This is a genomic window from Bordetella genomosp. 4, from assembly GCF_002261185.1.
GTDB lineage: Bacteria > Pseudomonadota > Gammaproteobacteria > Burkholderiales > Burkholderiaceae_B > Bordetella_A.
Map to the genome: position 1 here is coordinate 177,125 of NZ_NEVQ01000022.1, position 19,194 is coordinate 196,318.

General features: G+C 61.2%; 15 protein-coding genes. 7 read left to right on the forward strand and 8 right to left on the reverse strand.

Annotated features, from left to right (window positions below; genetic code table 11):
* Positions 1-161 precede the first annotated feature (161 nt).
* A complete protein-coding gene (gene hmgA, locus CAL20_RS22110; RefSeq protein ID WP_094839279.1) occupies positions 162-1,463 on the forward strand; it encodes a homogentisate 1,2-dioxygenase in 1,302 nt (433 codons plus the stop codon).
* Positions 1,464-1,477: 14 nt separating this feature from the next.
* Positions 1,478-2,791, forward strand: a complete 1,314-nt coding sequence (gene fahA, locus CAL20_RS22115) for a fumarylacetoacetase (protein WP_094839025.1) — start codon at positions 1,478-1,480, stop codon at positions 2,789-2,791.
* A 304-nt stretch (positions 2,792-3,095) separates the two neighbouring features.
* Here fahA and CAL20_RS22120 read toward each other — a convergent pair whose 3' ends face one another.
* Positions 3,096-3,830 (reverse strand): FadR/GntR family transcriptional regulator, encoded by a 735-nt coding sequence (locus CAL20_RS22120; RefSeq protein WP_094823256.1) that lies wholly within the window; start codon positions 3,828-3,830, stop codon positions 3,096-3,098.
* Between the two features lie 248 nt (positions 3,831-4,078).
* On the opposite strand from CAL20_RS22120, the gene CAL20_RS22125 reads away from it, so the two are divergent.
* From CAL20_RS22125 to CAL20_RS22140, 4 genes are all read left to right on the forward strand, one after another.
* Complete coding sequence (locus tag CAL20_RS22125; protein WP_256981702.1) at positions 4,079-4,996, forward strand: SMP-30/gluconolactonase/LRE family protein; 918 nt, start codon at positions 4,079-4,081, stop codon at positions 4,994-4,996.
* A 122-nt stretch (positions 4,997-5,118) separates the two neighbouring features.
* Positions 5,119-6,102: a TRAP transporter substrate-binding protein gene (locus tag CAL20_RS22130; RefSeq protein WP_094839026.1), complete on the forward strand. Its 984-nt coding sequence runs from the start codon at positions 5,119-5,121 to the stop codon at positions 6,100-6,102.
* Positions 6,103-6,214: 112 nt separating this feature from the next.
* The gene (locus tag CAL20_RS22135) at positions 6,215-6,664 is read left to right on the forward strand and encodes a TRAP transporter small permease (protein ID WP_094823258.1); all 450 of its coding nucleotides are present in this window, start codon (positions 6,215-6,217) and stop codon (positions 6,662-6,664) included.
* Positions 6,655-7,938 carry a TRAP transporter large permease gene (locus tag CAL20_RS22140; RefSeq protein ID WP_094823259.1) on the forward strand — a complete coding sequence of 428 codons (1,284 nt, stop codon included), beginning with the start codon at positions 6,655-6,657 and terminating at the stop codon, positions 7,936-7,938. Before CAL20_RS22135 ends, CAL20_RS22140 begins: the two co-directional genes overlap by 10 nt.
* A gap of 47 nt (positions 7,939-7,985) precedes the next feature.
* On the opposite strand, the gene CAL20_RS22145 is transcribed toward CAL20_RS22140, so the two are convergent.
* Positions 7,986-9,401, reverse strand: a complete 1,416-nt coding sequence (locus CAL20_RS22145) for an FAD-binding oxidoreductase (protein ID WP_094839027.1) — start codon at positions 9,399-9,401, stop codon at positions 7,986-7,988.
* Positions 9,402-9,638: 237 nt separating this feature from the next.
* Here CAL20_RS22145 and CAL20_RS22150 point away from each other — a divergent pair, with 237 nt between their 5' ends.
* Positions 9,639-11,042: a phosphomannomutase/phosphoglucomutase gene (locus CAL20_RS22150; protein ID WP_094839028.1), complete on the forward strand. Its 1,404-nt coding sequence runs from the start codon at positions 9,639-9,641 to the stop codon at positions 11,040-11,042.
* An 88-nt stretch (positions 11,043-11,130) separates the two neighbouring features.
* Here CAL20_RS22150 and CAL20_RS22155 read toward each other — a convergent pair whose 3' ends face one another.
* The 6 genes from CAL20_RS22155 to murJ are packed head-to-tail and all read right to left on the reverse strand — an operon-like array spanning position 11,131 to position 19,103.
* Positions 11,131-12,270 (reverse strand): glycosyltransferase family 4 protein, encoded by a 1,140-nt coding sequence (locus CAL20_RS22155; protein WP_094839029.1) that lies wholly within the window; start codon positions 12,268-12,270, stop codon positions 11,131-11,133.
* Positions 12,267-13,508, reverse strand: a complete 1,242-nt coding sequence (locus CAL20_RS22160) for a glycosyltransferase family 4 protein (RefSeq protein ID WP_179266734.1) — start codon at positions 13,506-13,508, stop codon at positions 12,267-12,269. The genes CAL20_RS22155 and CAL20_RS22160 overlap by 4 nt, the downstream gene beginning before the upstream one ends.
* A 2-nt stretch (positions 13,509-13,510) precedes the next feature.
* On the reverse strand, positions 13,511-14,635 hold the full coding sequence (locus CAL20_RS22165; RefSeq protein WP_094839030.1) for a glycosyltransferase family 4 protein: 1,125 nt from the start codon (positions 14,633-14,635) through the stop codon (positions 13,511-13,513).
* Positions 14,632-16,560, reverse strand: a complete 1,929-nt coding sequence (gene asnB, locus CAL20_RS22170) for an asparagine synthase (glutamine-hydrolyzing) (protein ID WP_094823264.1) — start codon at positions 16,558-16,560, stop codon at positions 14,632-14,634. Before asnB ends, CAL20_RS22165 begins: the two co-directional genes overlap by 4 nt.
* Positions 16,561-16,605: 45 nt before the next feature.
* Complete coding sequence (locus CAL20_RS22175) at positions 16,606-17,742, reverse strand: glycosyltransferase family 4 protein (RefSeq protein WP_094823265.1); 1,137 nt, start codon at positions 17,740-17,742, stop codon at positions 16,606-16,608.
* A complete protein-coding gene (gene murJ, locus CAL20_RS22180) occupies positions 17,742-19,103 on the reverse strand; it encodes a murein biosynthesis integral membrane protein MurJ (protein WP_094823717.1) in 1,362 nt (453 codons plus the stop codon). The genes CAL20_RS22175 and murJ overlap by 1 nt, the downstream gene beginning before the upstream one ends.
* Positions 19,104-19,194: the final 91 nt, after the last annotated feature.

Sequence of the window (19,194 nt, forward strand, 5' to 3'; positions counted from 1 at the left end):
CGTCATTCGACGATAGTACCAATATTCACAAAATTTATAGTCGATATTTTTCTATTCCCGTAGCCACGCCCCAACTTTTTGCCGACAATGAGATCTGCATCACGGCGCCACCCGGCCACTCACAGACGGCCAACCCATACGTGCGCCAGGAGACTCACATCATGTCCTTGCAATACCAATCAGGCTTTGGCAACGACTGGGCCACGGAAGCCTTGCCCGGCGCATTGCCGGTCGGCCGCAACTCCCCGCAGCGTTGCCCTTATGGCCTCTATGCCGAGCAATTGTCAGGCACGGCCTTTACCGCCCCGCGCGCCGAAAACCGCCGTTCATGGCTGTATCGCATCCGTCCCGGGGCACAGCACCTGCCATTTGAGCCGTTCGGCTCAGCCTCACGCTGGCTCAGCGACTTTGGCACAGGTCCAGTCACGCCCAATCAGTTGCGCTGGAGCCCTCTGGCCATTCCTGACAGCCCTACCGACTTTATCGAAGGCGTACAAACCTGGGGCGGCAACGGATCTCCGGGCGAGCAAAGCGGTGTCGGTATTCATCTGTATACGGCCAACCGCTCCATGCAAGGGCGTTTTTTCTATAACGCCGACGGCGAGCTCCTGATCGTGCCGCAACAAGGGCGGCTGCGGCTGGTCACAGAACTGGGCATCATCGAACTCGAACCCCAGGAGATCGCCGTCATCCCGCGAGGCGTGCGCCTGCGTGTGGAGCTGCCCGATGGCCAGGCTCGCGGCTATATGCTGGAGAACTTTGGCGCGGCGCTGCGCCTGCCGGAACTCGGACCGCTGGGATCGAATTGCCTTGCCAACGCTCGTGATTTCCAGACGCCTGTGGCCTGGTACGAGGATGTGGAGGGCGACTTCGAACTGATCGCCAAATTCACCGGCGGATTCTGGCGCGCCAAGATCGACCATTCCCCGCTGGACGTCGTCGCCTGGCATGGCACCCATGCCCCGTATAAATACGATCTGCGTCGCTTCAACACCGTGGGCTCGATCAGTTTCGATCATCCGGACCCTTCGATTTTTACCGTCCTGACCGCACCGTCCGATACCCCGGGCACTGCCAACATGGACTTTGCCATTTTTCCGCCGCGCGTGCTGGCCATGGAAGACACGTTCCGTCCACCCTGGTTTCACCGCAACGTCGCCAGCGAATTCATGGGATTGATCCACGGCGTCTACGACGCCAAGGCCGAAGGCTTCGCGCCCGGCGGCGCGAGCCTGCACAACTGCATGAGCGGTCACGGTCCGGATGCGGAAACCTTTGAAAAAGCCAGCGTCGCCGACACCAAACAAGCGCATTACATCCGCGATACGATGGCCTTCATGTTCGAAACACGCCGCGTCATCCGGCCTACCGGCCAAGCGCTGGCCTGCGCCGAGCTGCAAAGCGACTACTACCAATGCTGGCAAGGCCTGAAAAAACACTTCACGCCTTCCACCCCTAACTGATTGATACGACGCCCATGACCACTCTGAACGAAACCCACGACGCCGCCCTCACCAGTTGGGTCGCCAGCGCGAACGACGACACGAACGGCTTTCCGGTACAAAACCTGCCCTTTGCGGTATTCCGCAAACGCGGTTCCTCCGAAGCCTTCCGCCCCGGCGTCGCTATTGGCGACCAAATCGTCGACCTGGCAGCGTTGGCCAAACTAAATCCATTCGACGGCCAGGCCGCCGCAGCACTGAACGCCTGCACCGCAGACAGCCTGAACGCCCTGATGGCGCTGGGCAGTGCCCATTGGAGCGCGTTGCGCCTCGCGCTATCGCGTGCGCTACGCACCGGATCGACCTTGCAGTCGCAGATCGAGCCCTTGCTGTTCGCGCAAAGAGATGCCGAATACACCACACCCGCGCGCATCGGCGACTACACCGACTTTTATATCTCGGTGCATCACGCCACCAACATCGGCAAACAATTCCGCCCTGACAATCCCCTGCTGCCCAACTACAAATGGGTGCCCATCGGCTATCACGGCCGCGCCTCGAGCCTGGGCGTCAACCAACAGTTCCCGCGCCCGGTCGGCCAAACCCGTCCTGCTGCCGAAGGCGAACTGCCTCAATTCGGTCCCTGCCAACGTTTGGACTACGAACTGGAACTCGGCGTATTCGTAGGCACAGGCAACGAACAAGGCCACCGCATCCCGCTGGATCAGGCAGACGAACACATCTTCGGCCTCTGCATCCTGAACGACTGGTCCGCACGCGACATCCAGGCCTGGGAATACCAACCGCTGGGCCCCTTCCTGTCCAAAAACTTCGCCTCCACGATCTCGCCGTGGATCGTCACCCTCGAGGCCTTGGAGCCCTTCCGCACCGCCTTCACCCGTGCGGCCGGCGAACCGCAACCCCTGCCGTATCTGGCCTCGGACACAAACCGAGCCCAAGGCGCCTACGACGTGCAAATGGAAGTGCTCATGACCACACAGGCCTCGCGCGCTGCCCAGCACGCGCCTGCACACCTATCAGCCAGCAATTTCCGCGACGCCTACTGGAACATCGCTCAGTTGATCACGCACCACACCGTCAACGGCTGCAACCTGCAGCCTGGCGACCTGCTCGGCACTGGCACCCTGTCCGGCCCTGAACCCGACCAAGCCGGCTCCATCCTCGAACTCACCCAGGGTGGCAAAACCCCCATCACCCTCCCGTGGGGCGAGCAGCGCACCTTCCTGCAAGACGGCGACCAAATCATCATCCGCGCCGAATGCCGCAAACCCGGCTACCCGCGCATCGCCTTCGGCGAATCCGCCGGCACCGTCCTGCCTGCCCTGTAAACGCCTGCATCGCGGACGACGGATCACGCAGTACGCCGAATCTCGATATCTCCGCACGCTTTGTACATGATCGTTTTCGTTGGGCGCGCAGGGCGCTCAACGAAAACAGCCCCGCAAGATCATTCTCCTTGCCACCACCGGCACAAAAAAATGCCAAGCAAACAAAACGTGCCAGCGATGCAGAGAGCTCTAATTGCCTCGGCTCGACGTCCATAAGAACATCCGCCCTCGCAACCAAAACGGAACAAACAGCGCACGCACTGCATCCGCAACGCACGCTCACACGCAGCACAGACAGACACCCCTACCGCGTCTGCCCCCGCCTCAACCTCTCCCGGCTATTACTCAAATGCGTCCGCATAGCCGCCCGAGCCGCATCCGGTTCCTGACGCAAAATCGCGTCATAAATATCCTCATGTTCCCGATTAACCCGAGCCAGATACTGCTCGCGTCCCTCATCAGCAATACGCGCCGAATTGATCCGAGTGCGAGGAATCGCCGCCGAACCCAGATGCGACATCAGATCAGCAAAATAACGATTGTCCGTCGCTTGTGCGATCAACAAGTGGAACCGAAAATCAGGCGTAATCGTGTCGCCATCGGATCCTAGACTGTGGCGGAACTCATCAAGGGCCACTCGCATATCTGCCAACTGCGCATCCGTACGGCGCATCGCCGCCAGCCCAGCCGCCTCGCTTTCCAGACAGATACGCAATTCCAGCAACACCAGCACATCACGCACCGTCGCCAGATCCGCAGGATCGACCCGGAAATCCGCCCCGCCGCTGGGCTCCAGCGCATAAGTCCCGATACCGTGATGCGTCTCCACCAACCCCGCCGCCTGCAAGCGCGACAAAGCCTCGCGCACCACCGTACGGCTGACACCGAATTGCCGCATCAATTCGGACTCGGTCGGTAATTTTTCACCTGGCCGGATCTGCCCACCCCGAATACGTTCGGACACGTCCTCAACCAAGCCTTGCGCCAGATTGCGCGGCCGACGCGGTACAGAAACCGGCCAGTCTGCGTTGTTCGTCATCAAGGGATATCCCGAGTAATACTGCGCTTGACGTCAAAATTCTGGCCTCATTATACTGCCCGAAGTTGTACGACAACGTATCTGTTTCACCCAGGATATCTGTCGGCGTTCACGTATCACTCAGTCTGTCCCTTGCTTCTGCTACACCGCCGGAATGCTTGCATGACACTCGTTACTGAATCACCCACGAACACCCGACACCGCTCGCTGACGACCTGCGCAGCGAGCATTCATCATAGAGAACGGTCATGAACAGCCAGCCCCAAGCAGAACGGCTGGGCAGCATGCTATGCACCGTGGGCGAAAGCCCCGTCTGGCGTGCCACCGACCAAGCACTGTACTGGACAGACATCCCTGCGCGCCGCCTGTGGCGCTACGATCCCGCCCAAGGATCGGCTCATCACTGGCCGCTCCCTGAAATGGCGGGCTGCATCGCAATGCACGGCACAGGCTGGCTGGCCGCCATGGAAAGCGGCCTGTATGCCTTGCCAGCAGTCACCGCACCGCCCGGCGCCGGCAATAGCGCTGCTGCATCGGCGCCGCTGCCTGCAACAGCACTAGCGCGGGTCACGCACGCTGCGCCCGAAATGCGCTTTAACGACGGCCGCTGCGACCGCCAGGGCCGTTTCTGGGCAGGCACGATGGTCCAGAACATGACATTGGGCCACGACGCCGGCCGGCTATATCGCTACGCGGGCGGTGAGCTCAGCATCCCCTTGCCCATGACATTCATCGTGCCTAACGGCATGGCCTTCAGCCCCGACGGCCGTACCATGTATGTGTCCGATTCGCACCCGGATCGTCAAACCGTATGGGCCTTTGATTACGACATCGATAACGGCGTGCCGCATCATGGCCGCGTCTTCATCGATCGTCTGCCCGCAGGCCGCCCCGACGGCGCAGCCGTAGATCAAGACGGTGGCTACTGGATATGCGGCAATGATGCCGGCATGTTGTACCGCTACACCCCGGCAGGCAAACTGGATCGCAGTCTGGCACTGCCCGTCTCCAAACTGGCCATGTGCGCCTTTGGCGGCGCAGGCCTGGACACATTATTCGTCACCAGTATCCGCCCTCCCCATGCTGCGCGCGACGCGCTGGACGGCGCGCTGTTCGCACTCACACCTGGCACCCGCGGCCTGGAGGAACCCGCTTTTATCGGCTAGCCCCCGAGCGATTGACTCATAACGGGCCAACACCCATGGCCCACTTGGCACCAACGCAGTGCCCGCAGCGTTTTTTCCACAAGAAACCTGATTACGCCCCACTCCTAAGCCGGAGGTAGACAATGTTGTGCTTTACCCTGAAACGCGCCACCGTGGCCGCGTTGACTGCTGCGTGCCTGTCCGCAGGTGCATCCCTTCATGCCGAAACGCTGCGCTCGGCGGACATCCACCCTGATGACTACCCCACCGTACAGGCTGTACGCCACATGGGCGAGTTGATCAAACAGCGGACCAACGGACGTATCGACGTCAAGGTCTATGCTGGCGGCACACTGGGCCGCGAAGAAGACTCGATCGAACAAGTCAAAATGGGCGCGCTCGCCATGACGCGCGTCAGCAGCGCCGCGATGCACAACATCTGCGAGACGACGCGCGTGCCCTCGCTGCCCTTTCTATTCCGTTCCAAAGAGCACCTGCACAAAGTGCTCGATAGCGACATCGGCGAACAAATCCTGAAATCCTGCGAGAACGCGGGGTTTGTCGGGCTGGCCTGGTACGACAGCGGCGCGCGCTCAATGTACACGCGCAACAAACCCGTCAAGACCAAAGACGACGTCAAAGGCATGAAGATCCGCGTCCAGCAATCGGACCTGTCAGTCGCCATGGTCGAAGCGTTGGGCGGCAATGCCACCCCCATGTCCATGGGCGAGGTCTACACGGCACTAAAGACCGGTCTCGTGGATGCTGCAGAAAACAACTATCCCAGCTACGAAAGCGCGCACCATTATGAGGTGGCCAAGTACTACTCTCTGACTGAACACACCATGACGCCGGAAATCCTGCTGTTTTCCAAACGTCAATGGGACAAGCTGTCAGACGAAGACCGCAAGATCATTCGCGATACCGCGCGCGAATCCGTGCCCTATATGCGCAAGCTGTGGAGCGAACGCGAAAACACATCGCGCGCCATCGTCGTCAAAGCAGGTTCGGAAATCATCGAGCCCGATAAGGCCTCGTTTCAGGCAGCGATGAAGCCTGTCTACGACCGCTTTGTCACAACGCCGGAAATGAAAGATCTGGTGACTCGCATCCAGGCCGTCAAATAAAGGAACAACCATGTCTGCCCAAACGCTTTCACCTACGGAAAGCAGCGGCAGCACAGTGTCACGGGTGTTAAATGGCTACGCACGTTTGTGCGCAGCCATAGCCCGGCTATGCATGGTGCTAAGTGTGATCGGGGTGATATGCCTGGTCGCCGCTGTCTCGTATCAGATCTTTGGCCGTCACATCCTGAACAACACACCGACCTGGGCAGAGAGCCTGTCGCTGCTGCTGGTGCTGTACGTCACGATGCTCGGCGCGGCTGTCGCCGTGCGCGATGCCGGTCATATCGGCTTTGAATCGCTGGTCAATCTGCTGCCCGAAGCCGGCCAGCGGCGCCTGCAGATTGTCATCCATTTGCTGGTGCTGCTGTTCGGTGCGCTGATGGCGTGGTATTGCGGCCAACTGGCCGAGTCGGTGCACAGCTACAAGATCCCCAACCTGGGTTTGTCTGAAGGCTGGAAATACGCGCCTGCCACATTATCCGGTGCATTGATCGTGTTGTTTTCGATCGAACACATCATTGCGCTGCTGCGCAATCAAAAGGTGGTACCAGCATGGCATTGACTCTACTTTCATTGACGTTCATTGGGTTCCTGGTCATCGGAGTGCCGGTAGCCTTTGCCATCGGTCTGGCCTCGATATCGGCCATCGTCTACGAGGACCTGCCCATCGCGGTGGCTTTTCAGCAGATGACTTCGGGCATGAACGCCTTTTCGTTTCTCGCCATTCCGTTTTTTATCTTTACCGGCGAATTGATGTTGTACGGAGGCATTGCCGACCGTATCGTCACGTTTGCCAAATCCGTCGTCGGCCATGTGCGCGGGGGGCTCGGCATGTCCAACGTCCTGGCTTGCACGCTGTTCGGCGGCGTATCCGGTTCCCCGGTCGCCGACGTTTCCGCAATGGGTTCAGTCATGATCCCCATGATGAAACGCGAGGGCTACCACGCCGATTATGCGGTGAACGTCACCACGCATGCGGCGTTGGTGGGTGCGCTGATGCCCACCAGCCACAACATCATCATCTATACCTTGGCTACCGGCGGCAAAGTCTCCATCGCGGCATTGATCGCCGCCTGCGTGGTACCGGCAGTCATCTTGACGCTTTGCAACTTGGCAGCAGCCTATCTCGTCGCTCGCAAACGCGGCTATCCCGCAGGCACATTTCCCGGATGGGCGGTGGTGGTGCGATCGCTCGTCGCGGCCGCGCCGGGGCTGTTTGTCATCGTGCTGATCATTACCGGCATTCTCAGTGGTGTCTTCACGGCCACAGAATCCGCCGCCGTCGCCGTCCTGTATTCGCTGGCGCTCACCGCGCTGGTGTACCGTTCGCTGAGCTGGGATCAGTTCATCCGGGCGGCCGCGAAGGCGGTCAAGACCACGGGCATCGTGCTGTTGCTGATCGGTATCTCGGCCACCTTCGGCTATCTCATCGGCTTCTACAGCGTCGCAGAAAAGACCGGTGAACTGATGGGCGCGATCTCCACAGAGCCCTGGGCCATTTTTCTGATGGTCAACATCGCACTGTTTGTCCTGGGCACCTTTCTGGACATGGCAGCCACGATTCTGATCTGCACCCCGATCTTTCTGCCAATATGCATGCAGTACGGCATGAGTCCCGTGCAATTCGGCGTGGTCATGCTGTTGAATTGCGCACTGGGACTGAACACGCCTCCGGTAGGCACCGTGCAGTTTGTAGGATGCGCCATAGGAAAGGTGTCGGTAGGTACCGTCATGCGCACCATCTGGCCGTTTTATGGCGCGCTGATTGTGGCGTTGGCGCTCGTGACCTATGTGCCGACGTTCTCGTCGTGGCTGCCTGATCTGCTGTTCAAGTAAGCACGAAGCAGACCGCGGCGGCATTGCGCATGCCGCCGCGCGGATCATCATGCCTGCAGGACTTTGCCCGGATTCATCAATCCTCGAGGATCCAGCGCCTGTTTGATACGCTTCATCAGGCCTAGCTCCAGGGCACTTTTGTAATGAGGCAGCTCATCGCGCTTGAGCTGACCGATTCCATGCTCGGCGCTGATGGAGCCCGCATGTTCGATCACACTGCGATGCACGATGTCGTAGATATCTTGCTGCAGCGCCAGCAGGTCGGCCTCTGTCTGGCCCGGCGCGCGGGCGACGTTGTAGTGCAGGTTGCCATCGCCGAGGTGGCCGAACACCACGTTGCGCACATTGGGAAAGCGTTCCTGCAGCAAGCCATTGGTCTTGTGCACGAACCCGGCAATCGATGAAATCGGAATCGATACATCGTGCTTGACGCCTTTACCCTGCTCGGCCTCAGCCAGGGGAATACTCTCGCGCAAATGCCATAGCGCGCGGCTCTGGGCTACGCTGGCGGCAATCGCCGCATCGGTGACCAATCCCGCCTCGATCGCCTCGCCCAATACTGCCTCGAAACGCTCGCGTGCATGCGCCTCGCTCTCGCTGTCGGACAGCTCCAGCAAGGCAAACCAAGGAGATCTAGCCGAATCGCCCTCAAAGGGCAGCCGCTGCTGCGGGAACAACTGCACGACCGTCTGCAGGCAGTCGCCCGCCATCAACTCGAATCCTGTCAGCGACGCCCCGAACCCGGAACGCGCCCGCGACAGCAACTCGACTGCAGCGTCGATGGAATCCAGAGCCAGCAGCGCTGTACACGACGCCACAGGTTGCGGATACAACTTCAGGGTGGCGGCGGTAATAATGCCCAGCGTGCCCTCGCTGCCGATGTACAGGTCACGCAAATCGTAACCAGTGTTATCTTTGCGCAGTCCCCGCAGGCCGTTCCATATCTCGCCTTCAGCGGTCACGACCTCCAGCCCCAGCGCCAGTTCGCGGGCATTGCCGTAGCGCAACACCTGCGTACCGCCCGCATTCGTAGCGAGATTTCCGCCTATCGTGCAACTGCCTTCGGCCGCCAGGCTCAGGGGAAACAGACGTCCGGCCTCGGCTGCCGCCTGCTGTACCGCCTGCAAAATGCAGCCAGCCTCGACCGTGATCGTATCGTTGGCTGTGTCGATGGCACGGACACGGTTCAGCCTGCCCGTGGACAGCACGACCGCCTGGCCCGAATCGTCGGGGGTTGCGCCGCCGCACAGGCCGGTATTACCGCCCTGGGGCACCACAGGCGTCCCGTGCTGGACACACAGCCGCACTGCCTGCGCGACTTGTTCAGTGGAATCGGGACGGATCACCGCCAGCGCAGTTCCGCGATAGCGGCGGCGCCAGTCCTGCAGATACGTCGCAGCATCGTCGCCGGTCAGCACATGGGCCGGGCCCAGTAGGGATTGCAATGCGTTCAATAAGCTCATAGCGAAAACCGCAATCAAAGCGCCCGGCCACGCGGGACGACATGGAAGACAGGAGGGTTATTGTAGGGGTTGACCGGCGGATATGGCGGTCTGCCGGCCTCCGGCCGCCCCGCAAGCCCCGCGAATCGAGGATAATTCACATTCCTGCACACATAATTCACATTCACGCACACGTAACGCCCTGCTGCTTGAATATGATCAGCCCTATTTGATTATTCATCATTCCCAGGAGTCTGCTTGAACACCGCCACTCATTACCCCGATTCCGTCTTCAAGGCATACGACATCCGGGGCACGGTACCCGATGCATTGAACCCGGCCTTTGCTACTGCATTGGGCCGCGCGCTGGCCGCCGAGGCACGCGCCCAAGGCATTTCCGCGCTGGTGATCGGCCGTGACGGCCGACTCAGCAGCGCCGAGCTGTCACGAGCCCTGCAAGACGGCATTCTGGATGGCGGCGTCGACACGATCGATATCGGCGAAGTCCCGACTCCACTGGTGTACTACGCAGCGTATACGCAAAAAACCGGCTCTGGCGTTGCCATCACCGGCAGCCATAACCCGCCGCAATACAACGGGTTCAAGATGATGATGGGCGGCAAGGCGCTCTACGGACCGGGCGTCCTGGCGCTGCGCGATGCGATGAATACCGCTGCAACGTCCGGCCAAACCGCGCCGGCAAGCCAACGCGGCACCCGCCGTGAGCTGAATCTGATCGACGAGTACATCCAGCGCATCGTCGGTGACGTCAAACTGGCGCGCCCGCTCAAGATCGCGATCGACTGCGGCAACGGCGTTGCCGGCGCCGTGGCGCCAAAGCTCTTTCGCGCGCTGGGCTGCGAAGTCACCGAACTGTTCTGCGAAGTCGACGGCACATTCCCCAATCACCACCCCGATCCGGCCGACCCGCACAACCTGGAAGACCTGATTCACTGCCTGGCCACAACCGACTGCGAAATCGGCCTGGCGTTTGACGGCGACGGCGACCGTCTGGGCGTAGTCACCAAATCCGGGCAGATCATCTGGCCCGATCGCCAATTGATCCTGTTCGCGCGCGACGTACTGCAACGCTGCCCGGGCGACACCATCATTTATGACGTCAAGTGCAGCCGCCACGTAGGCCTGGCCGTCGAGGCCGCCGGTGGTAAACCGCTGATGTGGCAGACCGGCCACTCGCTGGTCAAAGCCAAACTCGCCGAAACCGGCGCGCCGCTGGCTGGCGAAATGAGCGGCCACATCTTCTTCAAGGAGCGTTGGTTCGGTTTCGACGATGGCCTGTACACGGGTGCACGTCTGCTCGAAATCGTCTCGCGTGAAAGCAATCCGTCGCAACTGCTGGAGGCGCTGCCTCAGGCCGTTTCCACGCCTGAACTCAAGCTCGAAATGGAAGAAGGCCAGCCGTTTGCGTTGATCAAGACGCTGCAAGAGCAAGGCAAATTCGATGGTTCCCTGCGCGTGGTCACCATCGACGGAGTGCGTGCAGAATATCCCGACGGTTTCGGCCTGGCGCGTGCATCGAACACCACGCCGGTCGTCGTGCTGCGATTCGAGGCCGACACGGACGAAGCACTGACCCGCATCCAGGAGGATTTCCGCAAGCAATTGCAGCAACTCGCTCCTGATGCGAAATTGCCGTTCTGATTGGGATCACGTTTAACGCCGAACGAGCGCCTTGACGTCAAGGCGCTCGTAACGCGCTTACAAGCATATCCAGTTGCATGCCGCCCGGCTAACGGGCACGCTGATCGAGCAAGGTCTGGTAGATATCCAGGTGCTTACGGCACACATCGTCGATATCGAATTCGCGCTCGGCCAACACGCGACCCGCATGACCCATTTTTTGGCGCAATGCGTTGTCGTCGACTAAACGGCCAATCGCTGCAGCCAGCGCTGGCGCATCATGCGAGGGAACAAGCAGCCCAGTCGTATCAGGCTCGATGGCATCACGGCAACCCGGCACATCGGTGGTGACGACCGCACGGCCGCATGCCGCAGCCTCGATCAGGGATTTCGGCAGGCCCTCTCGATATGAGGGCAATACCGCAATATGCGAAGCCGCGTACAACGCAGCGATATCGCTGCGTTCGCCCAGGGCCTCGATAATGCCCTCTTGCTGCCATGCGTCGACATCGGCTTGCGTGACCGAAGCGGGATTGCCGGGGTCAATGCCGCCGGCCAAGCGCATGCGCACGTTGATTCCCTCACGCCGCAGGATGCGGGCAGCTTCGACAAACTCCTGCAGTCCCTTGTCCCGCAGCAAACGGGCCACCATCAGTGCAACCACTGGCGGCGGCGGTTCAGCCACGGCGGCATAGTCGGACAGGTTCACACCGGACCCACGAATCATGACGACCTGCTCGTCGCGCACAGCGCCCAGACCCTGCAGCACGTCCCGATCGTTTCCATTCTGAAAAACGATACGGCTGTTGCGATGACCCAGCGCCAAGCGATACAACATGGCGACCACCTGCCGCACCAATGCGGCTTTAGCGCCTTTGGCGACGAACACGAAACCCAGTCCCGAGATAGCCGACACCATCGCGGGCACGCCGGCCAATCGTGCGGCAATGCCGCCGTACAACACAGGCTTGATCGTCACCAGGTGCACGACATCCGGCCGCACGCGGCGGAACAATTGATACAGCGCCCACACCGTGCGTAGTTCTTGCACGGGATTCTTGCCACTGCGCGTCATCGGTATTGCATGATGCGTCAACCCATATCCCTCGATACGCGACACGCTGTCGCCCGCCATGGTGGCCACGTGAACCTCGTAGCCGGCACGCTGGGCGGCCAGCGCCAATGGTAAACGATGCGAGAGAAAGAACGCGGGATTATTCACCACGAACAGCAAACGAGGTGCGGTCATCGATTCTCCTGCGCGATGCGGCGCCACACGGCGTCGTACGCTGCGATCATGTGAGCCAAGTCGAATTCAGCCAGCACGCGCGCGCGCCCTGGCTCGCCGACAGCCTGACGGCCGCGTGCGGCGATGTCGTGCAATGTCGTAGCGATCCCCCCGGCCAGAGCCTCGGCATTTTCTGCAGGCACTACAGCCGCTGTCTGGCCAACAATGTGCGCCGCATCGCCCACGTCCGTGACGACGCAAGGCGTGCCGCAGGCCATGGCCTCGGCGACCACATTGGGAAATCCTTCTGCGCAACTGGATAGCACGTGGATGTCCAATGCATTCATGACGGCAGGGACGTCATCGCTGGGCCCCAACAACAGGACATGATCGCGCAGTCCCAAACGATCTATCAACGCGCCCAGCTCGGCATTGTCTGGCGACATGCCGCGTCCCACCAACGCGCAACGCAACTGAGCCAACGCAGCCGGATCGGCCGGGGTGTCGGGACCAGACCCTGCGTCCCTCTCGCTGCTGGCGTGTCCTTGATCCGTACCGTGTCCACGAACACGTCTCTGGCGCAATAGCACGGCCATAGCACCCAGCAAATTCGCATGATCCTTCAGCGGATCCCAACGCGCCACGCAGCCGATCACAGGAACCTCGTCGGCCAGTTGCCATTGCTCGCGCACGCGCCGGCGAGCCTCGGCATCGGGCTGATAGCGCGATAAATCATAGCCATTGGCAATCACCACGAGGCGATCGGCGCGATAGCCGTACTGTTCATGACGTACCGCGGCATCGCGTGCAGCACAAACAATCGCGGCAGGTACGCGACCAGATAACAACGCGCAGAGCTTCAACACCAATCGCGCCGAACGGCTGCTGCGTTGCAGATGCGCCCCAGAATTACGAATTCCCCACGCTATGGCACGCACACCAGCCAACCGCGCAGCCAGCCCGCCAATCAAGTCCGCGTGATACATCCATGTCTGCACCGCATCGGGTTTTTGCGCGGCCAATAGTCGACGCAACTTCGACAATCCACTCAGGCTCACACGGCCGCGCGCCATGCCCAGCGTATGGACAGTGACCCCTGCCGCACGCAGACGCTCTCCATACACGCCCTCGTCCGTCAGCGACACCACCGTGTGATGTACCTGCTGGTCAGGATACGTCGCCAAGCGAAACAGCACAGCTTCTGCTCCGCCCTGCCCCAACCCGGTAATCACATGCGTGACGCGCAAGATCGCAGGCATAGTCATGATCTGCCTCGCACGCTGTCAAACAAGGCATCCCATTGCGCCAGTACCGCCGGCAACGCATAGCGATTGCGCACCGACTCGGCTGCACGTTTGCCCAAGTCCTGGCGCAAAGCCGGGTCGGAAAATACGCGGCGCAGGGCCTCTCGCAACTTGTCCCGGTCACCCGCGGGCACCAACACCGCGTCCTGGCCATCGCGCGTCATTTCTCGCGGGCCGCTTGGGCAATCGAACGCGACGCAGGGCAGGCCCAATGCCATCGACTCCAGCAACACATTCGGAAAGCCCTCTACCGCCGAGCTCAGCACAAAGGCCTGACCTTGAGATAACGCATCCCAAGGGGCGTCGGTACGTCCCCGCAGTTGCACGCGATGCTGCAGGCCTGCTGCATCGATACGCGCCTGCAAATCATCGCGATCCGCGCCTTCGCCCCAGATGCTGAGGTCCCAATCGGAAAACTCGTCGGCCAAGCCGGCAAAAACATCGATCAGCAAATCGAACCGTTTGGCCGGCGCCAGCCGCCCCATTGCCAACAACTGTTTGCGCGGCGTCACGGCCTGCGTATCGACCAAGGGCGCGTCCAACAACTCGGGCGGCAAGGGATTAGGAATGACTTTCAATTGCTTGATGCCGGGCACGTCACGTGCAAACGGACCCACCGTATCATCGGCCTGTACCGTTACCATGTCCGCACGGGGATAGAGCCAACGGCGCGCAATACGCCATACACGGCCCGTCGAAAGCTCCGCTACCGGGTTCGTCCGTTCGCACACGATCAGCGGTGTGTCCAATTTGCCCAGTACCTTCGTCGCCAGGATCGCGGCCACATTGACGTTGGTCAGAAAGGACACCACCACATCAGGGGCCTGCTCGCGAATCAACTCCCGCAATGCGCGCAATCGCCGCCACGCGGTCAATGGGCCGCCGCTGCGCGTACCGACCCGGTCAGCCAGCCAGATCAGGTTCACCGCATCGGAAACAGGATAAAAACACGTGCCCTTGGAGGAATAAGTGGGCACCAGTGTCACGGTATCACCGCGATCGGTCCAGGCGTTTACTAACGTGGCGGCCACCCGTTCGGCTCCGCCTGCATGCATGGAACTGACCAGCAGCAATATTTTCATCGTGAAGCATCCTTTTCGCCGGCAACGCCGGCGTGATAGCGATCCAACCAGGCCTGCATCATCAGCACGCCCCACAAGCGGCTGCTCCAGTCGCGATGACCGGAGACATGCTCACGCCATTTGTGCAGAATGGGTTCGGGCTCAAACCAGCCCTCCTGGCGCAAGCGCGCCGGGTCCAGCAACGATTCGGCCCAATCTCGCAACGGCCCGCGCAGCCAGCTTGCCAGCGGCACGGCAAATCCGCGCTTGGGACGATCCACCAAAGACTGCGGCACATGGCGGTACAGCACTTGGCGCAACAGCCACTTGCCGGTGTCGCCGCGCACCTTGTATTCAAAGGGCAAGCGCCAGGCAAACTCATAAACGCGATGGTCCAACAAGGGCACGCGCGTTTCGAGGCTGACGGCCATGGCGGCGCGATCGACCTTGACCAGAATGTCGTCCGGCATATACGTCACCGTGTCGAGTTTCATCATCACGTCGAACACAGAGCCGTCCATGGGCTGCTCGAACAACGACGGAGGTTCGACACCCTGCTTGACGACCGAAGTCGGATCCGACCAATACGACACAAACGACCGATAAAAATCACCATGGGTGTCGGCGCGCAGCATCTCGCCGAACTTGCCCACTTTACCGCGCCAGGCGCCACGTCCAGGCAACCTCGTGGACGCTCCCATGAGAGCGCCCATCGCATGGCGCACCGGGCCGGGAAAGCGTTCGCACTTGCCCCACCAATCCCGCACGCGGAAATACCGTGAATAGCCGCCAAACAATTCATCGCCACCGTCACCGGACAGCGCCACAGTCACATGCTGGCGCGCCATGCGCGTCACCAACGCGGTGGGAATCTGCGAAGAATCCGCAAACGGCTCGTCATACATATCGGCCAACGTCGGCACGACAGCCAGCGCATCGTCGGCCGTGACATAGAGCTCGGTATGGTCTGTGCCGAGATGCTGCGCCACCGCCTTGGCGTGCTCGGCTTCGTTATATTTTTTCTCGTGAAATCCAATCGCAAACGTGCGCACAGGCTGCGAGCTTTGCGCCTGCATGAGCGCGACAATCGTCGACGAATCAATACCGCCCGACAGGAATGCGCCCAGACTCACGTCAGACAGCATCTGTCCGCCCACTGCCTTGGACAGCACGGCCTCGAGTTCATCGGTGGCCTGCGCATCCGAGGCAAAACTGCTGCGTGTCCGCACTCCCTGATCCGCCATCTGCAAAGCAGACCAATAGGCATGATGTGCGGGCACACGCTGCGCGCGCATGTCTGCCTCGGAAATCTCCAGCCACGTTCCGGGAGGCAGCTTGTAGATACCTTCGTAGATCGATTGAGGCGACGGGATGTAGTTGTGACGCATCAACGAGGTAATCGCAGCGCGGCTCAGATCGCGGCCGAACCCTGGAATCGGCATCAAGCCCTTCAGCTCGGAGGCGAACACCAGATTGGCGCCCGTATAGCCGTAGTACAGCGGCTTCTCGCCCATCCGGTCGCGCGCGAGCGTCAATGTACGGCGTTCACGATCCCACAGGGCAATCGCGTACATGCCCACCGCTGCCTGCAAGGTCGCCTCGACACCCAATGCGGCGAAGCTGGCCAGTACGGTCTCCGTATCCGAGTGGCCACGCCACTGAGGTGCCTGCCCCGATTGTTCCAGGCGGGCACGCAGCTCCATATGGTTATAGATCTCGCCGTTGAGCACCAGCACGTACCGGCCGCAGGCCGATACCATGGGCTGATGCCCGGCCTCGGTCAGGTCCAGAATGGCCAGGCGAACATGGGCCAGCGCCACATCGGCGGCCGGGTCTTCCCAAAAGCCATTGCTGTCGGGACCACGATGCCGAATACGCCGGCAGCTCTCGGCCAGCACCTGCGCCTTGTCCTGCAAGGGTCCCCAGATTCCGACTATTCCACACATGATGGTTTCTTCCGTGCTCGTCCAGACGACTGGCGGGCGGGGCGGTCAGCCCTGCCCTCGCACATCGTCGAAAAGTTGTTGCCACAAGCCCAGCACCCGCTGAGCCGAAAATCGTTCACGCGCCTCGATCGCACGCTGCGCCAAGGCTTGGCGGGTCTGGTCATCGTCCATCAATGCCGACAGCGCCGCCGCCATGGCCGCGACATCGCCATTGGGCCGAACCAGCACACCGTCCGTACCGTCACGGACAACCTCGCGCGGCCCCGTGTCGCAATCAAAGCAAACCGCAGCCAATCCGCTGGCCAAAGACTCCAGCAAGGTATTGGACAAACCCTCGAAACGAGAGCTCAGCACATAGATGTCGGCACTCGCATACCAGTCGCCTACATTGCCTACCCGTCCCGGCATACTGACACGCCCCTGCAAACCCGCCGCATCGATCTGGGCCTGCAAACGTTGGCGCTCGCCGCCCTCGCCCAGGATGATCAGATCCCACTGCGGGTGCCGATCCGCAATCTGCGCATAGGCCTGTACCAACAGGTCGAACCCCTTGTCGGGATGCAATCGTCCCACCGCCAACAGACGGCGCCGGCCATCGGCAGCAGGCGGCGCGACGACCGGCTCGGCGCGCGACAACGGCCAATGCACCGGATTCGGAATCACCGCGAGCTTGCTCCCCGGCACATGCTGTTCCAACCAATCCGCCGTACCGCGCGTGAGCGCCACCACGCGTGCAGCCTGCGGGTACGTCCACCGGCGCAAGCGTTGCCACAACCCCGACAAAGTCTGCGACGGCGGATGCGTGTGTTCTGTCGCGATGACCTGACACGGCATACCGCGCGCGGCCATCACCGCCAACACCGAGGCCGTCGTCATCATGCCCAGCACGATATCGGGCTGGAACTTTCGCAGCACCCGGCGCAAGGCATGCACGCGCCGCACATTCGCCCATATTCCGCGTAGACCGCCACCCTCGCCTGCCGTGTGCAGAATCTTGCGCTGCACGTGCGGATGCAAGGTATAGGCATCGTCGCTAGCATCGGCCTGTGTAACCAGCATGACCTGCCAGCCCGCCTGCGCCCAATGCGCGCTCAAATCGGCAGCGACACGCTCTGCGCCACCGCCATGCAGCGAATGAATAAAGATCAGGACACGCGGCTCATGCGTCGCAGGCGAATCCATCAAACGGCCTCCTTAGCAGCGGGCGGCTCATGACGCTGCAACGCCACCACGAGATAACATGCGAACGACAAGGCGTACATCAACGCCGTCGCCAACATGATGCCCGATGCCCCCATACGCGGCGCAAGCACCATGTTCAACACGGCCTTGAGCAGAAAATTGGCCACGGCAATCAGCGCCATGACGCGATATCGATTCTGGCTCGCCAACAGTTGCACCAGAATCAGCACCCCGAAATAAAACGGCAGTTGCAGCAGTCCCCAGCGAAATACCTCAGCCACAGCCTGTGTGTTGTCGGCGGTAAACGCACCGCGCTGGTACAACACCGACACGCCCCAAGGCGCCAACACCCAGGCCACCGCCACCGCAACGGCGCCAGCTCCCAGCATCAACACCGACCATTTCAAGGCCATCGTCCGCGCCCGCGACGCATCGCCACGGCTTTGGATGTCCGCCAGCACCGGCAACGCAGCTCGGCCGACGGACACGGCGCCAATGCCGATCAACAACGACAACAAGCGAGCCGCATATCCCAACGTCGCATTGGCGTTGTCGCCCAGATTGGCGGCCGTGTACTGATCCAGCGGGCCGACAAAACTCATCGCCACCTGACCCACCAGCATGATGCCCGCGGCGCTGACCAGCTCGGGCCAGTGCGATGATTGCATCGTCAATCGCGGAGCGCCCCAAAACCCGTTGTCGGCACGGGCCGCCAGCCAAGCCAGCCACACCGCCTGGATCGCATATCCAACCAGCGTGCCCCATAGCAATGGGCCCACATCGTGCGGCGAAGCGGCAGCCAACATGACCCACGCCAGTGTGGCGATGGCCGGCACGCTGTCCAGCAAGGTATTGACGTGCCGCTCATGCGAACGCAAACGCGCACCGCTGATGCCAGCCATCAACAAGAACACCGTCACCGGCGCAAACGCCAGCAGCAAATCCGTACTCATGCTGGCGACCTGCACGGACAGGCCGCTGCCCAGCCATTGCAATACCCAGGGCCAGGCCAGCGCAGTCGCTACAGCCAATACCAGCCCCAGCATCAGCATCCAGCCCTGGAGCTCGCTGACAAACAGGTCGCGTTCCTTGCCCCCCGTGCGCCGCAAGCGCACGAGCACGGGAATCAATACCACTCCCAAGACGCCCACGATCGTGACCGGCAACCAGTTGGTCATGGTCATCGTGAACTGATAGGCGTCTACCGCATCGCTGATGCCGTAGCGGTACGCGACCGCCATTTCCTTGACGGCGCCGGCGGCCTTGCCCAGGATCAGAAAGACTGCCACCCGGAACGCAGCCTTGAAGATGCGTTGATGATCCGGATGGATCGCGTTGACTCTGCGAATGAGCGCTTTCAAGAATTCTCCCACTCGCCTATGATTCGTCGCGGTAAAAGCGACCGCATGGCACGCAGGCGGCTCGGCAGAGCGCGCCCGCGGCCTTTTGAAT

What these genes read in the sequence shown, in the direction of transcription:
- CAL20_RS22135 (WP_094823258.1), top strand. Translation starts at nt 6,215, where the DNA reads ATGGTGCTAAGTGTGATCGGGGTGATATGCCTGGTCGCCGCTGTCTCG.
- CAL20_RS22165 (WP_094839030.1), bottom strand. Translation starts at nt 14,635, where the DNA reads ATGAAAATATTGCTGCTGGTCAGTTCCATGCATGCAGGCGGAGCCGAA.
- hmgA (WP_094839279.1), top strand. Translation starts at nt 162, where the DNA reads ATGTCCTTGCAATACCAATCAGGCTTTGGCAACGACTGGGCCACGGAA.
- CAL20_RS22130 (WP_094839026.1), top strand. Translation starts at nt 5,119, where the DNA reads ATGTTGTGCTTTACCCTGAAACGCGCCACCGTGGCCGCGTTGACTGCT.
- CAL20_RS22125 (WP_256981702.1), top strand. Translation starts at nt 4,079, where the DNA reads ATGAACAGCCAGCCCCAAGCAGAACGGCTGGGCAGCATGCTATGCACC.
- fahA (WP_094839025.1), top strand. Translation starts at nt 1,478, where the DNA reads ATGACCACTCTGAACGAAACCCACGACGCCGCCCTCACCAGTTGGGTC.
- CAL20_RS22120 (WP_094823256.1), bottom strand. Translation starts at nt 3,830, where the DNA reads ATGACGAACAACGCAGACTGGCCGGTTTCTGTACCGCGTCGGCCGCGC.
- CAL20_RS22160 (WP_179266734.1), bottom strand. Translation starts at nt 13,508, where the DNA reads ATGCCTGCGATCTTGCGCGTCACGCATGTGATTACCGGGTTGGGGCAG.
- CAL20_RS22145 (WP_094839027.1), bottom strand. Translation starts at nt 9,401, where the DNA reads ATGAGCTTATTGAACGCATTGCAATCCCTACTGGGCCCGGCCCATGTG.
- CAL20_RS22155 (WP_094839029.1), bottom strand. Translation starts at nt 12,270, where the DNA reads ATGACCGCACCTCGTTTGCTGTTCGTGGTGAATAATCCCGCGTTCTTT.
- CAL20_RS22175 (WP_094823265.1), bottom strand. Translation starts at nt 17,742, where the DNA reads ATGGATTCGCCTGCGACGCATGAGCCGCGTGTCCTGATCTTTATTCAT.
- CAL20_RS22140 (WP_094823259.1), top strand. Translation starts at nt 6,655, where the DNA reads ATGGCATTGACTCTACTTTCATTGACGTTCATTGGGTTCCTGGTCATC.
- asnB (WP_094823264.1), bottom strand. Translation starts at nt 16,560, where the DNA reads ATGTGTGGAATAGTCGGAATCTGGGGACCCTTGCAGGACAAGGCGCAG.